The sequence below is a fragment of the Streptomyces sp. NPDC043952 genome, from assembly GCF_056435325.1.
In genome coordinates, this window is record NZ_JBWKES010000007.1 from 79,354 (window position 1) to 94,527 (window position 15,174).

General features: G+C 71.5%; 14 protein-coding genes. 6 read left to right on the forward strand and 8 right to left on the reverse strand.

Features of this window, described 5'->3' with window-relative positions; genetic code table 11:
- Positions 1-4: 4 nt before the first annotated feature.
- Positions 5-883, reverse strand: coding sequence for a carbohydrate ABC transporter permease (locus AC069R_RS10575; protein ID WP_478766239.1), 879 nt, complete (start codon positions 881-883; stop codon positions 5-7).
- Entirely contained in the window at positions 880-2,214 is a 1,335-nt protein-coding gene (locus tag AC069R_RS10580; RefSeq protein WP_478766240.1) for an ABC transporter substrate-binding protein, read from the reverse strand. The genes AC069R_RS10575 and AC069R_RS10580 overlap by 4 nt, the downstream gene beginning before the upstream one ends.
- Positions 2,215-2,319: 105 nt before the next feature.
- Between AC069R_RS10580 and AC069R_RS10585 the strand changes: the two genes are divergently transcribed.
- Both AC069R_RS10585 and AC069R_RS10590 read left to right on the forward strand, forming a co-directional pair.
- Positions 2,320-3,357 (forward strand): LacI family DNA-binding transcriptional regulator, encoded by a 1,038-nt coding sequence (locus AC069R_RS10585; RefSeq protein WP_478766242.1) that lies wholly within the window; start codon positions 2,320-2,322, stop codon positions 3,355-3,357.
- 141 nt (positions 3,358-3,498) lie between these two features.
- Positions 3,499-4,530 (forward strand): LCP family protein, encoded by a 1,032-nt coding sequence (locus AC069R_RS10590; protein WP_478766244.1) that lies wholly within the window; start codon positions 3,499-3,501, stop codon positions 4,528-4,530.
- Positions 4,531-4,537: 7 nt separating this feature from the next.
- On the opposite strand, the gene AC069R_RS10595 is transcribed toward AC069R_RS10590, so the two are convergent.
- The gene (locus tag AC069R_RS10595; protein ID WP_478766539.1) at positions 4,538-5,719 is read right to left on the reverse strand and encodes a THUMP-like domain-containing protein; all 1,182 of its coding nucleotides are present in this window, start codon (positions 5,717-5,719) and stop codon (positions 4,538-4,540) included.
- Positions 5,720-5,810: 91 nt separating this feature from the next.
- On the opposite strand from AC069R_RS10595, the gene AC069R_RS10600 reads away from it, so the two are divergent.
- From AC069R_RS10600 to groL, 4 genes are all read left to right on the forward strand, one after another.
- Positions 5,811-6,725 carry a polysaccharide deacetylase family protein gene (locus tag AC069R_RS10600; protein WP_478766245.1) on the forward strand — a complete coding sequence of 305 codons (915 nt, stop codon included), beginning with the start codon at positions 5,811-5,813 and terminating at the stop codon, positions 6,723-6,725.
- A 239-nt stretch (positions 6,726-6,964) separates the two neighbouring features.
- Entirely contained in the window at positions 6,965-7,543 is a 579-nt protein-coding gene (locus AC069R_RS10605; RefSeq protein ID WP_478766246.1) for a hypothetical protein, read from the forward strand.
- A 319-nt stretch (positions 7,544-7,862) separates the two neighbouring features.
- Positions 7,863-8,171: a co-chaperone GroES gene (gene groES, locus AC069R_RS10610; RefSeq protein WP_039652762.1), complete on the forward strand. Its 309-nt coding sequence runs from the start codon at positions 7,863-7,865 to the stop codon at positions 8,169-8,171.
- 125 nt (positions 8,172-8,296) lie between these two features.
- Positions 8,297-9,928, forward strand: coding sequence for a chaperonin GroEL (gene groL / locus AC069R_RS10615; RefSeq protein WP_397984460.1), 1,632 nt, complete (start codon positions 8,297-8,299; stop codon positions 9,926-9,928).
- Positions 9,929-10,017: 89 nt separating this feature from the next.
- Here the strand turns inward: groL and AC069R_RS10620 are convergent, their stop codons facing one another.
- From AC069R_RS10620 to AC069R_RS10640, 5 genes are all read right to left on the reverse strand, one after another.
- Entirely contained in the window at positions 10,018-12,306 is a 2,289-nt protein-coding gene (locus AC069R_RS10620) for an ABC transporter permease (protein ID WP_478766248.1), read from the reverse strand.
- On the reverse strand, positions 12,303-12,995 hold the full coding sequence (locus AC069R_RS10625) for an ABC transporter ATP-binding protein (protein ID WP_478766250.1): 693 nt from the start codon (positions 12,993-12,995) through the stop codon (positions 12,303-12,305). The genes AC069R_RS10620 and AC069R_RS10625 overlap by 4 nt, the downstream gene beginning before the upstream one ends.
- A 60-nt stretch (positions 12,996-13,055) precedes the next feature.
- Positions 13,056-13,466, reverse strand: a complete 411-nt coding sequence (locus AC069R_RS10630; RefSeq protein ID WP_478766252.1) for a hypothetical protein — start codon at positions 13,464-13,466, stop codon at positions 13,056-13,058.
- Between the two features lie 190 nt (positions 13,467-13,656).
- A complete protein-coding gene (locus AC069R_RS10635) occupies positions 13,657-14,430 on the reverse strand; it encodes an SDR family NAD(P)-dependent oxidoreductase (RefSeq protein WP_478766254.1) in 774 nt (257 codons plus the stop codon).
- Between the two features lie 63 nt (positions 14,431-14,493).
- Entirely contained in the window at positions 14,494-15,162 is a 669-nt protein-coding gene (locus AC069R_RS10640) for an MOSC domain-containing protein (protein ID WP_478766256.1), read from the reverse strand.
- Positions 15,163-15,174 lie beyond the last annotated feature (12 nt).

Consider the following 15,174-nt stretch of genomic DNA (forward strand, 5'->3'; position numbering starts at 1 on the left):
CGTGTCACATTCCTTCCCGCGTGCTGCGCATGGTGCCGAAGCCGGACAGCCGCACCAGCAGCAGCGACAGCGCGGTCGCCGCCACCACCAGGAAGGAGGCGATGGCGCTGGCGTAGCCGAAGTCGTACGTCTTGAAGCCGGCCTCGTACATCAGGTACGGCAGGGTCGCGGTGTCGGTGCCGGGGCCGCCCTGGGTGAGGATCAGGACGGTCTCGAAGTAGGTCAGCGAGCCGACCACCATCAGCACGCCCGAGGTGGTGGCGGTGTTGCGCAGCTGGGGCAGCGTGATGGAGAAGAACTGGCGGTAGCGGCCGGCGCCGTCGATCGCGGCCGCCTGGTGGAGGACGTCCGGGATCTGCCGGGCCCCGCCCTGGTAGATCAGGGTGTGGAAGGGGATGAACTGCCAGCCGCCGACGAAGACGAGGGCCAGGAAGGCGCCGTGGGTGGTGCCGAGGGTGTCGCCGGGCACGATGCCGAAGTTCGGGTCGAGCAGGGCGTAGAACAGCAGCGAGATCGCCGTCGAGGAGAGCAGGAACGGCACGAAGAAGACCGCCGACAGGATCGCCCGGTTGCGCTGCCTGCCCGCCGCCCAGACGCCGAGCGGCAGGGAGACCACCGTCTGGAAGGCCCAGCTGACCAGCGTGAGCAGCACGGTGACGGTGAGGGACTGGACGAGCCGGTCGTCGTCGAGCAGCTTGCGCCAGTCGGCGAGGCCCGCCGGCTCGGGGTCGCCGAGGCCGTTCCACCGGGTGAAGGACAGGCAGAAGGCCAGCACCATGGGGGCGAGGGCGAAGAAGGCGAAGAACAGCACGGCGGGCAGCGCCAGGGCGGCGTGCGGGCGGCCCGCGTTCGCCCCCCTGTTTCGGGTCGGCCCGGCGCTCACTTCAGTCCCTGGAGCGCCGAGACGAACTGACCCGGCGAGGACTTGCCGACGAACAGCTTGTCGACCTCGGTGAGCATCGGCGTCGACACGTCGGGATCGACGGCCTGGTCCCAGCTCAGCGTGAACGCCGGTGCCTCCTGCACCATCTTGTACTGGAACGTGGCGAACTGCGGGTTCGGCGAGGCGTCGAGCAGGTTCTCGGCGTTGGTCGTGGCCGGGATGTCGCCGCCTGCGATCAGCGCCTTGGCGTACGTCTCGGAGGCGCAGTCGCGCAGGAAGGCGAGCGCCGCGTCCCTGTCGGCCGTACGGGCGTTGACCGACCAGTAGTTGGTGGGATTGCCGACCACGTTGCGGATGTCGCCCGCGCCGCCCTCGACGGCCGGGAACGCGGTCCAGCCGAGGTGCCCCCGGGCGAAGTCCGGGAACTTGCCGAGCTGGGTGGAGTACTCCCACGAGCCCATCAGGTGCATCGCGGCCCTGCCCTTGGCGAACACGGCCGGGGCGCCGCCGTTGGTGTAGGCGACCGAGTTGAAGCCCTTGCCGAACGCGCCGTCGTCGATGAGCTGCCTGACCGTCCGGGCGGCCTTCAGGATGGCCGGGTCGCCCCAGCCGGCGGCGTCGCCGTTCTTGATCCGGTCGAAGACCCGGGGGCCGCCGATCCGGTCGACCAGGTACTCCAGCCACATCAGCTCGGGCCAGATGTCCGCGCCGCCCAGCGCGAACGGGGTGATCCCGGCCTTCTTCAGCCTGGTGTTGAGGTCCAGCAACTGGTCCCAGGTGGTGGGCGGCCGGAGCTTGTGCTCGGCGAACAGGGTCTTGTTGTAGAAGAGGATCACGGGCTGCATGCCGCGCATGGGTATGCCGTACTCGCGCCCGCCGATGCCGCCGGCCGTGAGCACCGGGGGCAGGAAGCCGCCCTTGAGGACCGGGTCGGAGGCGATGACGTCGGTGAGGTCCACCAGTTGCCTGGCGTCCCGGTACGCCTTGATGGAGCCGCCGCCCCAGTTGAAGAAGACGTCCGGCGCGTTGGGCGAGCCCATCGCCGTGCGCAGCTTCGCCGGGTACTGGTCGCCCGGCATCTTCTCCAGCTTGATCCTCCCCTTGGTCCTCTTCGCCGCGGCCGAGGCGTTGAACCGGTCGACGGCCGCCACCTGGATCCTGGCCGCGTCGTCGCCGTACACGAACGCGGTCAGGGTGCCGTCCCCGGACCCGCCGGAGGAGCCGCAGGCCGTGAGTCCGGCGGTGCCGGCGGCGAGAAGTGTGGTGGCACCGGCGCCGAGCACCCAGCGCCTGCTGAACGCGCGCCCGCCGTTGGACGTGGTGGACTCCATGACCCTGGCCTCTCGCAATATTTCGAGTGCAGTTCCGAATGTTCCGGGAACGTATGGCGGAAGAGGGGCGTCGTCAAGGGATCGCGCAGGGATTACGATCGCGGCATGAAGCCTGGGAAGTCCGTGGAAACGCAGACCGCTACGCTCGCGGAGATCGCCCGTGAGGCCGGGGTGTCCGCTCCGACTGTTTCGAAGGTCCTCAACGGCAGAGCCGATGTCGCAGCCGCGACCCGCACCCGTGTCGAGGAGCTGCTGCGCGCCCACGGCTACCGGCGCAGGCGCGCCGAGTCCTCCCGCTCCCCGCTGATCGACCTGGTCTTCCACGAGCTGGAGAGCGCCTGGGCGATGGAGGTCATCCGGGGCGTGGAGAACGTGGCGCAGTCGGCCGGTCTCAGCGTGGTGCTGTCCGAGTCCGCCGGGCGGCTCACCCCCGGCCGCTCCTGGGCCGACCAGGTGGCCGCCCGCCGCCCGCACGGCGTCGTCCTCGTCCTGTCCGAGCTGGACGCCGCCCAGCAGGCGCTGCTGACCAGCAGGTCCATCCCGTTCGTGGTGGTGGACCCGGCCGGCGATCCGGGCCCGGACGTGCCGTCCATCGGCGCCACCAACTGGCAGGGCGGGCTCGCGGCCACCCGGCATCTGGTCGAGCTGGGCCACACCCGGATCGGCGCGATCAGCGGCCCGTCCCGGATGATGTGCAGCCGCGCCCGCATCGACGGCTACCGCGCCGCGCTGGAGACGGCCGGGCTGCCCGCCGACCCCTCGCTCGTGGTGGCCGGGGACTTCCACCACGAGGCCGGCTACCGCCTGGGCCTGGAGCTGCTGCGCCGCCCGGACCGGCCGACCGCGGTCTTCGCGGGCAACGACCTCCAGGCCCTGGGGCTGTACGAGGCCGCGCGGGAGCTGGGGCTGCGCGTCCCAAAGGACCTCAGCGTGGTCGGCTTCGACGATCTGCCGGTGGCGCGCTGGGTGGGGCCGCCGCTGACGACCGTACGGCAGCCGCTGACCGAGATGGCCGAGGCCGCGGCCCGCCTCGTGCTCGAACTGGGCGGCAGGCGCGGAGAACGCGCCGCCACCCGGCTGGAGCTGGCGACCAGCCTGGTGGTGCGCTCCAGCACGGCGGAGCCACGCGGGGCGACCGCCTGACCGAAACTTTCGAAGGGCGCCCCCGGTGCCCCGTTGTCCGCCGGTGGCCCCCGGTCCGCCGCCGATGAGAATTCCGGAAGAAAATCCCGTCCCACGGCTTCCGCTAACAGTCCCCTAATAATTCGGACTTACGTTCCTGCCGTGACGCGACACGAGGAGCACGGCCGGCGTTCGAGAGTGCTGCGGATCGCCGGACTCACCCTGGCGGCGGCCCTGGTGCTGGGGACGGCCACCGCCGGCTACGCCTACTGGCACCTGAACCACAACATCAAGGGCGTCGACATCGACAGCGCGCTCGGCGACGACCGCCCCGCGCACGCGGTGATCACGCCCTCCCCGAGCGCCTCCACGGCCGCCCCGCTCCCGGCCACCTCCCTCAACATCCTGGTGCTGGGCTCGGATTCGCGCAGTGGCAAGGCGGACAAGGAGCTGGGCGGCGGCGACAGTTCGGGCGCCCGCTCGGACACCGCGATGGTGGTGCACCTGGACGCGGGCCGCACCCGCGCCACCGTGGTCAGCATCCCGCGCGACACCCTCGTCACCCGCCCCTCCTGCCCGCTGCCCGACGGGGGTTCGACGGCGGTGGCGTACGGCTCCATGTTCAACAGCGCCTTCTCGGTGGGCGGTCCGGTGTGCGCGGTCAAGACGGTCGAGTCGATCACCGGGGTGCGCATGGACCACTTCATCGAGATCGACTTCTCCGGCTTCGCCAAGCTGGTCGACGCGCTCGGCGGGGTCGATGTCACCACCACCCAGAACATCGACGACGACAAGAGTCATCTGCACCTGGCGGCCGGCGCCCATCATCTCGACGGCAAGCAGGCACTGGCCCTCGCCCGCACCCGGCACGGCATCGGCGACGGCAGCGACCTCGGCCGCATAGGCCTCCAACAGCTCCTGGTGAAGGCCCTGTTGGAGCGGATATCCGGCACGAACCTGCTCGCCGACCCGGCCCGGCTCTACCAGGTCGCCGACGCGGCCACCAAGAGCCTCACCACCGACACCGGCCTCGACTCCCTGACCGAGCTGACCGGATTGGGCAAGAGCCTGAAGGGGCTGGACGCGGACCGGGTGAAGACCGTGATGATGCCGGTCGTCACGGCACCCTCGGATCCCAACCGGGTGATCGCGAAGGAGCCGGACGCCGGGAACCTGTGGGCGAGCCTGCGCTGACCGCCGGTCAGGGGCCCTCGGGCGGCCGGGCGGGACCGCCGACCAGCATCGTCGGCGCCCCCGCGACCCGAGTCAGGAACACCGTCGCCGCGTTCGGCCCCTGCGGCTTCACCTTGCGCCGCAGCTCCTCCGGCTCGACCGCCGAGCCGCGCTTCTTCACGGTCAGCGTCCCGACCTCGCGTTCGCGCAGCAGGGCCTTCAACTTCTTCAGGTTGAAGGGGAGTTGGTCGGTGATCTCGTAGGGGGTGGCGTACGGGGTCGGGTGCAGCTCGTCGGCGGTGACGTACGCGATGGTCGCGTCGATCAGCCCGCCGCCGACCTCCTCGGCCACCTCGGCGACCAGATGCGCGCGGATCACGGCGCCGTCCGGCTCGTACAAGTACCGCCCCACCGGCCGTACTTCGGGATCGGGCAGGCCCCGCCCCGGCAGGGTGCGCGGGCCGGGCAGCAGGGTGGCGCGGACCGCGCCCGGCGCTCCGGTCCCGAACCAGAGCACCGCCTCCTTCACATCGCCGCCGTCCGAGATCCACTCCGCCTCGGCCTCCGGCGGCACCGCCTCGTGCGGGATGCCGGGCGCGATCTTCAGCGCCGCGTGCGGTGCCCGGCGCGCGGCCGCCACGGCCCACGACAGCGGCGGCGAGTACGCCTCCGGGTCGAAGATCCTGCCCCTTCCGCCCCTTCGCGCCGGGTCCACGAACACGGCGTCGTACCCGGCGGTGTCCACCTCCGTGACGTCCGCCTCCCGCACCTCCATCAGGCCGGTGAGCCCCAGCGCCTCGGCGTTCGCCCGCGCCACGGCCGCCGTCAGCGGGTCCCGGTCCACGGCGAGCACCCGGATCCCGGCCCGCGCCAGCGCGATGGCGTCCCCGCCGATCCCGCAGCACAGGTCCGCCACCGAGGTCACCCCGAGATCGGTCAGCCGCCGCGCCCGGTACGCCGCCACGCTCGCCCGCGTCGACTGCTCGACCCCGTTCGGCGTGAAGAACATCCGCTCCGCGTCCGCCGCCGCGAACTTGGCCGCCGCGCGCTGCCGCAGCCGGGCCTGGCCGAGCGCGGCCGACACCAGCTCGGCGGGGTGGTCGCGGCGCAGCCGGGTGGCGACGGCGAGTTCATCGGCCGGTGCGGTGCCGCGGACCTCTTCGAGGAGGGCCCGGCCTTCGGGGGTGAGGAGAGGAGCGAGGTCGTTCACCGGGTCATTGTGGGCCAGTCGGTGGATGGTGCGCGGCACGGCGGCGGTGTCGGCGGGGGAGCGGGGGTGGGGCCTGCGAAGATCCAGCACCATGCGACTAGTAGTACAAAATGACAAAAGTCGGGCGCGGGCCGCCCTCGGCTGTGCCGCCGCCGTCCTCGCCTCGACCGCCCTCGTCACCGGCTGCTCCGGCGCCGGTTCAGGCTCCGGCCCGCACGCCGCCCGCCCGGCGGCCGGCCAGGGCGCGACCGGCCACGCCGCCCCGGATCCCCGCGCCGCCGAACACGCCCGCATGGTGGCGGCGGCGAAGCGCTGGGGCCTGGACGAGGTCCCGCTCACGCCCCCGGCACCGCCCAAGGTGAAGCCCCACATCACCGCGCGCCCCGGCTTCGAGGTGGACCACCAGGTCGACTGGGACCTGCCGCCGGTCTTCACCACCGTCCCGACCAGGAACAAGGTCGTCTTCCTCACCATCGACGACGGCTCGGAGAAGGACCCCCGGTTCCTCCAGATGATGCGGGACCTGAAGATCCCGTACACCGCCTTCCTCAGCAACTACCTGGTCAAGGACGACTACGGCTACTTCCGCAAGGCCCAGTCCTACGGCAACACCCTCAACAACCACACCCTCACCCACCCCTACCTGCCGGGGCTGTCCTACGAGGAGCAGAAGCACGAGATCTGCGACATGCAGGACATCATGCAGAAGCAGTTCGGCAGACGCCCGACCGTCCTGCGCCCGCCCTACGGCAACTACAACCAGGACACCCTGGTCGCCGCCAAGTCCTGCGGCATCAAGTACGCCCCGATCTGGAACGAGGAGGTGTACGTCGACCACTGGGAGTTCCGCGAGGACGACCAGCAGCTGCGCCGCGGCGACATCGTCCTCACCCACTTCCGGGGCCGCAGCGACTGGGACGGCACGATGGTCGACGACATGCGCCGCTTCCTGAACAAGGTGACCCGCGAGGGCTACGCGGTGGCCCGGCTGGAGGACTACCTGTGAACGGACCTCGGGGCCCGCGGCGGGGCAGTCGGTGAGACGGCCGGCTGGCCGATGGTGAGGTGTTGTACGGCCGGAAGGGTGGTGCGAGGCGGATGGCCGGGCTGGTGAAGGCGGGACGCGGGGCGCGAAGGGCGCCGGTGGAGCGCGGGGCCGAAGGGGCGCCGGTGTCGCGGAGGCCGGTGGGGCGCGGGGCCGAAGGGGTGCCGGCGCCGCGGAGGCCGGTCCCGCTGGTGGCCGGGGTGCTAGCCCTGGCCCTGGTCCTCGCCGGGTGCGCCCAGCCCGTCGTACCCATCGAACGCCTCGGCGAGAAGGCGGCGGAGGGCGTGCGCCCGCACGGACGCCCCCTCGCGGCGCCCCCGTCCGGCCGTGCCCTGCCCCCGGTCGTGGACCACGTCCGCACCCGCGACCGGGTCGTCTTCCTCACCTACGACGCCGACGACCGCGACCCCCGCTCCACCTCCGCCCCGCGCGAACCGCGCCTCCCGGTGAGCCGGTTCACCCCGGCGCGCGCAACCCTGGCGGGGGCGCCGTACGCCACCCAGCGCGCCGTACTCTGCGCCCACCGCGCCCGGCTCCTGCGCCCGCCGCGGGGCGCGTACGACCGCACGACCCTGCGCGTGGCCGCCGACTGCGGCGCCACCGCCGTCGTCCTGTGGCGCGCCACCCTCACCCCGGCGGGCCTCACCTACCCGCGGGGCCCGCACCACCTCCGCCGGGGCGACATCGTCCGGCTGACCCCCGGCACCCCCACGGCCGGGCTCTTGGCCACCATCCGCAGACGAAACCTGACGCCGGCCCGCCTTGAGGACTACCTGTAGCCGGACTTTCAGCCCGTCCGGCGTTTGAGGACGAGGCCGCAGGCCGATGGGGGTCTGGGGCGCAGCCCCAGGGAGCCGCACCACCGGCACCGGCCCGCCTCCGAACGCCGCCGCACCCCCGATTTCGGCCGACGCGCCGCACGGCATTGGCACTCCGCTTGACCGAGTGCTAATCCCCGCCATAGTCTCGGCTCTGGCACTCCCCACTGGAGAGTGCCAACAACGCGACGGGCAGGTCCGGCACCCGCGACGACGGATCGACCTGGTCGCCACCTCAGACAGTTAACCCCGTGAGATCTCCGAAGGGGGAGGTCGGATCGTGACGACCGCCAGCTCCAAGGTTGCCATCAAGCCGCTCGAGGACCGCATCGTGGTCCAGCCGCTGGACGCCGAGCAGACCACGGCCTCTGGCCTGGTCATCCCGGACACCGCGAAGGAGAAGCCCCAGGAGGGCGCCGTCCTCGCCGTCGGTCCGGGTCGCTTCGAGAACGGCGAGCGCCTGCCGCTCGACGTCAAGGTCGGCGACGTCGTCCTGTACAGCAAGTACGGCGGCACCGAGGTGAAGTACAACGGCGAGGAGTACCTCGTCCTCTCGGCTCGCGACGTGCTCGCGATCATCGAGAAGTAATTCACCCCGAGCGAACCTTTGCTCTGAACTGCGCCCCTGGCCCCCCGCAACCGATAACGAAGCCGGGCGCCCGGGGCGCAGTTCGTCTTTTTTCACCCACAGATTTCGAGAGGGCTCCCGCTGTCATGGCGAAGATCCTGAAGTTCGACGAGGACGCCCGTCGCGCCCTCGAGCGCGGCGTCAACAAGCTGGCCGACACGGTGAAGGTGACGATCGGCCCCAAGGGTCGCAACGTCGTCATCGACAAGAAGTTCGGCGCCCCCACCATCACCAACGACGGCGTCACCATCGCCCGCGAGGTCGAGATCGAGGACCCGTACGAGAACCTCGGCGCGCAGCTGGTGAAGGAGGTGGCGACCAAGACCAACGACATCGCTGGTGACGGCACCACCACCGCCACCGTGCTCGCCCAGGCGCTGGTGCGCGAGGGCCTGAAGAACGTCGCCGCCGGTGCCTCCCCGGCCGCCCTGAAGAAGGGCATCGACGCCGCCGTCAAGGCCGTCTCCGACGATCTGCTCGCCACGGCCCGCCCGATCGACGAGAAGTCCGACATCGCCGCCGTCGCCGCGCTGTCCGCCCAGGACCAGCAGGTCGGCGAGCTGATCGCCGAGGCCATGGACAAGGTCGGCAAGGACGGTGTCATCACCGTCGAGGAGTCCAACACCTTCGGTCTGGAGCTGGACTTCACCGAGGGCATGGCCTTCGACAAGGGCTACCTGTCGCCGTACTTCGTGACCGACCAGGAGCGTATGGAGGCCGTCCTCGACGACCCGTACATCCTGATCAACCAGGGCAAGATCTCCGCCATCGCGGACCTGCTGCCGCTGCTGGAGAAGGTCATCCAGGCCGGCTCCTCCAAGCCGCTGCTGATCATCGCCGAGGACGTCGAGGGCGAGGCCCTGTCGACCCTGGTCGTCAACAAGATCCGCGGCACCTTCAACGCCGTCGCGGTGAAGGCCCCCGGCTTCGGCGACCGCCGCAAGGCGATGCTCCAGGACATGGCCGTCCTCACCGGCGCCACCGTCATCTCCGAGGAGGTCGGCCTCAAGATCGACCAGGTCGGTCTCGAGGTGCTGGGCTCCGCCCGCCGCGTCACCGTCACCAAGGACGACACCACGATCGTCGAGGGTGCCGGCAAGGCCGAGGACCTGAACGGCCGCGTCGCGCAGATCAAGGCCGAGATCGAGAACACCGACTCCGACTGGGACCGCGAGAAGCTCCAGGAGCGCCTCGCGAAGCTGGCCGGCGGCGTGTGCGTGATCAAGGTCGGCGCCGCCACCGAGGTGGAGCTGAAGGAGAAGAAGCACCGTCTGGAGGACGCCATCTCCGCGACCCGCGCCGCGGTCGAGGAGGGCATTGTCTCCGGTGGTGGCTCCGCCCTGGTGCACGCCTCCAAGGTCCTCGAAGGCAACCTCGACAAGACCGGCGACGAGGCCACCGGTGTCGCCGTGGTCCGCAACGCGGTCGTCGAGCCGCTGCGCTGGATCGGCGAGAACGCCGGCCAGGAGGGCTACGTCATCGTCTCCAAGGTCAAGGACCTGGACAAGGGTCAGGGCTACAACGCCGCCACCGGCGAGTACGGCGACCTGATCAAGGCCGGCGTCATCGACCCGGTCAAGGTGACCCGCTCCGCCCTGGAGAACGCCGCCTCCATCGCCTCCCTGCTGCTCACGACCGAGACCCTGGTCGTCGAGAAGAAGGAAGAGGAGCCGGAGGCCGCCGCGGGCCACGGCCACAGCCACGGCCACGCCCACTGAGCCCCACCGCTCCAGCCCGAAGGCCCGGCAACCCCTCAGGGGGCGCCGGGCCTTCGGCATGCCGTCCACGTCATCGGCGTCATCGGCGCTCAGTCGCGCCGGATCAGCTCCGGGTCGATCTTCCGGCCGGCCAGCGGGAGCGAACCCGCCGCCGCGACCGCCGCAACGGCCGCCGCGGCGAGGACCAGCAGCGGCAGCCCGGCGACGTCCCAGCGGACCGTGCCGCCACCGGTGATCAGATAACTCGACTCGGCCAGCTTGCCCGCGCCGACCGCCAGCACCAGACCGAGGGCCAGCGGCAGCACGACCTGAACGCACTGCACCGCCCGCAGGGTGCGGGTGCGGGCCCCGATCAGGGTGACGGCGGTGACCTGCGCCCGGCGCTCCACCGCGCGGTCGGTCACGGACACCAGGAACGCCGCCGCGCCGATGACCAACCCCATGACCATGCCGAGGGACAACAGGGTCTCCACCACCGCGATCTGTTCGAGCCCCTGGACGTTGAGCCCGACCAGATCCACCTCGGCGATGGGGGCGACGGCTCCGACGCCGTCCAGCACCCGGCGCACCACGGTGGGATCGGAGCCGCTGGAGAGCACCAGTTCGGCATCGCGGGGCCGGGCGTGCGCGGGCAGCGCGGACGGCGGTACGAGGAGTACGGCGTTGCCGACGGCGGATCCGGAGTACCCGCGGTAGACGATCCGTCCGGCGGGGAACCTGATGTCCAGGTGTCCGGCCGCGGTCCCCGCGAGGCGGAACCGGAAGGGGGTGCCCGGAGCCAGGTCCGATCCGACACTGGAGTTCGGGTCGGTCAGCCGCAGCACCTTGCCCTCCGCACAGCCCTCGGTGTGCTCGACCAGCCGGTCCAGCTGGGCGCAGGTGGCGACCAGGGCCGTGGCCGAGGACGCGAGCGCCGCATCGGGTGTGGCCCGTCGCAGGTCGGTCCAGGAGTCCATCATGACGGCGTGGGTGCGTACGCCGGTCACGGCGCCGAGCTCCCGCTCCTGGCGTGCGCTGATCCCGGACAGGGAGAGGGAGTAGTCCTGCACCGGTCCGGACGGACGGGTGACCTGCTCCAGCTGGATGAGCACGCCCTGGGCGAGCGAGGCGGCGTAGACGAGGAGCACCAGGCCGGTGACGACCCGCATGGTGCCGCCGGGTTCGGCCTCATTGCGCCGCATGGCCAGGCTCAGGGTGAGGGACTGGGTGGTCCGGGCCACCCGGCGGGCGAGGAGGTACGACATCAGGGGCAGGGTCAGCACGAGTCCGACCCCGGTCAGGACGACACCGCCGACCACGAGCAGTGCGTTGATCCCCACACTGGACGCGGGGTGGCCCAGCGCGCCGGTGACGCAGTAGCCGGACACGATGCCCAGGCCGGTCACCAGCGGCAGCCCGCCCCACCAGGAGGGGGGCCGCGGAACCGCCGTACGCCGTACCGCAAGGGGGTTGGCGGTGGCGTCCCGCGCGCTGCGCCGGCCGACGAACCAGGCCAGTGCCGGGCAGCCGAGCAGACAGATGGCGATGGTCGTGGGGGAGAGGGCGCCGTCGTCCGGATACCAGCGCAGCGCGGGCAGCCCGGTCCGGGACATGGCCTGGTTGAGCAGCCAGTACTCGCCGAGCCCGAGGAACGCGCCGAGCACCGCCGCTGCCACCGTCTCGGCCGCGTTCACCCGCTGGGTCCCCCGGACGCTGAGTCCCAGCAGCCGCAGGGACGCCAGACGGCGCATGCGGCTGGCCGCCGAGAGCCGGGCGCACACGGACAGGAAGATGCCGAGGGGCAGCAGCACCAGGGTGGCCAGCGCGAACCGCACATCGGTCAGCGTGGACGGGTCGACGGCGGGGAAGGGGGCGTAGTCGTAACCGAACCCCTTCAGGGTCCGGCCGCCGTCGGCGATCCGGTCACGGGTGGTGCCGATGTACGCGTACAGCTCGTCGGGGTGCGCGAGGCCCGCCGGGCCGATGGTGCCCTTCTCGTGTCCGGGCAGCAGCCCCTTGACGGCCGGTTCCGCGCGCAGCAGGTCGTGCAGGCTCGGGGAGACGTACAGCTCGCCGGGTCCGGGCAGGGCGCGCAGGCCGGGCGGGGCGGACCGGGTGCCCTCGGTGCCCCGCGCGACGAACACACGGGTGAACGAGCGGGACCCGTAGGCGTCGTCGCGTTGCAGTACGAGAGTGCCGTGCGCCGGCCCCCGTGCCGAGGTCACGGGTTGCCGCGCGGCGTCCCGGCCGTCGTGGGCGTGCAGGATCGCCGGGACGGTGAGGACGAGGGCCAGGCAGCACACGCCGATGGAGCCGCCGGCCGCCATCAGCAGGAACCGCACGCGGTTGCCGCGGCCCGCGCCGAAGAGCAGGCGCAGCCCGAGCAGGAATTCGGTCACACCGCACCCCTGGGGGTGAGCACGCCGTCCGTCATCGAGTAGCGGGTGTCGGCCCGCGCGGCGACGCCGGGGTCGTGCGTCACCAGGATGACGGCGGTGCGCTGCGACCGGGCCAGGCCGAGGAACTCCTCCAGCACCGCGGAGGCGTTGGCGCTGTCCAGGGATCCGGTCGGCTCGTCGGCGAAGACGACGGCGGGGCGGTGCACCAGGGCGCGGGCCACGGCGGCGCGCTGGCTCTGCCCGCCGGAGACCTGGGCGGGCCGGCGGGTGCGCAGCTCGCCGAGGCCGAGCCGCTCCAGCACCTCGGCCGCCCTGGCCAGCGCGGGCTGCTTGCGCTGCCCGGCCAGGCGCAGCGGCAGCGCGGTGTTCTCCTCGATGGTCAGCTCCGGGAGCAACTCCCCGTACTGGAAGACGAATCCGAAGCGCTCCCGGCGCAGCGTGCTGATCTCGTCGTCGGACAGGTCGCCGAGCACCCGGTCCTCGAAGCGCACCTGACCACGGGTGGCGGGCAGCACGCCGGCCAGGCAGTAGAGCAGCGAGGACTTTCCGGAGCCGCTCTGCCCGGTGATGGCCACGACCTCTCCGGGGCGCACCGACAGGTCGGCTCCGCGGACGGCCGGCTGCTCGCCGTAGGAGAGGTCGACTCCCGTGGCGGAAAGTATGTCTGATGTGTTGATGGCTTCCCCCAAAGAAGCATGGGGGCCCGGAGGCGCACTCGCCCCCGGGCCCCGGATCCTGCCGATCTGCTACTACCGCTGGTAGTGCTTGGTCGGCGAGCAGTTGTCGGGGTTGAGCGAGCCCTTGTCGCGGCAGACGCGTATGTACGCGTCGTCGGTGTGCAGGGCGGCGCCGTCCCAGTTCTGCTTGGAGAGGGTGACGCTCTGCTTCTGCTTGCCGCTGTACCGGCTCCAGCCGTAGCCCTCTACGCGGACCTGCATATAGACGCCGTGACCGTCGCCGTGATCGGTGTCGTTCAGCTTGCCCTTCCACTCGAAGGAGCCGTGGTTCTTGTTCGACGGCCAGAAGGTGTACTGACCGCTCGTGAACGAGGCGCCGCCGGTGGAGAGCGTCGGAATGGTGTGCCACGAGGCGGCGACCGCGGTCCCGGCACTGATGGCGAACAGCCCTGCGGCTATCGCCGCGACTGCCGACTTGCGCATGTGATCCTCCCGTTGTGTCTGCATGACTCCGGAGGGTCAGGTCCGGAGCGGCTGTGACAGTAACAGAGGTAAACAGAAGGTAATCACAGGGTTGATTCAGGCTTGTCCATTTTTGATCATGCCTCTGACCTGGGCATTTGACGTGAATTTTACGGTTGTGCCGACTGTCTTGACACCGGACTCCGCACGCCTACTGCGGCCCGTACTTGCGGCCCGTGCGGGAGGTGACGCCGCCGAGGAGGCCGCGGGGGGTGATCTTGACCAGGCTCATCAGGGCCTTGTAGCGGGGGTCCGGGATGGAGAGGGACTTGCCGCGGGCCAGGTCGGTGAGGGCGGCCGCGACCAGTTTGTCGGCGTCCAGCCACATCCAGCCGGGGATGTTGTCCGTGCCCATCCCGGCCCGCTGGTGGAACTCGGTGCGCACGAAGCCGGGGCACAGCGCCATCAGCCGCACACCGGTGCCGGTCAGGTCCCGCGCCACGCCCTGGGTGAACTGCACGACCCACGCCTTGGACGCGCCATAGGTGCCGCGGGGCACGAAGGCCGCCACCGAGGCGACGTTGACCACCCCGCCCCGGCCCCGCTCGCGCATCGCCCCGGCCGCCGCCGAGGTCAGCCGCAGCACCGCCTCGCAGTGCACCTTGAGCATCGTCAGCTCATCGGCCATGGAGACGTCCAGGTAGCGGCCCTTGTTGCCGAAACCGGCGTTGTTGATCAACAGGTCGACCGGGTTCTTGCGGTCGCCGAGCCGGTCGGCGACGGTCTCGATGCCCTGGTCCGTGGAGAGGTCGGCGGGCAGCACCTCCGCCTCGATGCCGTGCCGGTCATGCAGCTCGGTCGCCTGTTCGCGCAGCCGCTTGGCGTCCCGCGCCACCAGCACGAGGTCATGCCCGTCAGCCGCCAGCCGCCGCGCGAAGGCGGCGCCGATGCCCGCGGTCGATCCCGTAATCAGAGCCGTTGTCATGGCCCAAGGGTAGTGATCGCGGGCGCTGCGGGCAGGAGCTGTCCGCCATGCGGTGACGGGGCCTCAGCGGGTCTGCGCGGCGACGTAGGCGCGGGCCGCGGCCAGTGCCTCCGGGTGCAGGTCCCCGCCCGCGGCGAGCAGGTGCGGCAGCAGTTCCCGCTCGGTGGTGGTCGCGCGGAACTCCATCGCCGCGGTCACCCCGTGGCCGGGCCGGTGCAGGATCTCGACGCGGTCGCCCGCGCGTATCTCGCCGGGTTCGATCACCCGGAGGTAGGCACCCGTGGCGCCCTTCCGGGTGAACCTGCGGACCCAGCCCGGTTCGCCCAGATGGCCCTGGAAGGTGCGGCACGGGATACGGCCCGCGGTCACCTGGAGCACCACCGCCGGACCGATCCGCCAGCGCTCGCCGATCAGCGCCCCCGAGACGTCGAGCCCGGCGGTCGTGATGTTCTCCCCGAAACAGCCGTTGGCCAGGGTGCGGCCCAGCTCGCGCTCCCAGTCGTCCAGGTCCTCGCGCGCGAACGCGTACACCGCCTGGTCGTCGCCGCCGTGATGGCGCAGGTCGCACACCGCGTCCCCGGCCAGCCCGCTCCCCGCGGTCCCCTTCGGACCCGGCGCGGACACCCGGACGGGCCCCTCGACCGGCCTCTTGTCGATGCCCGTCAGGCCCTCCGGCTGGCTGGTGTACGGCACCGGGCGTGCCTGCCCCACGTTGACGGAGAGAAGCTTCATGCCCGCACCGTA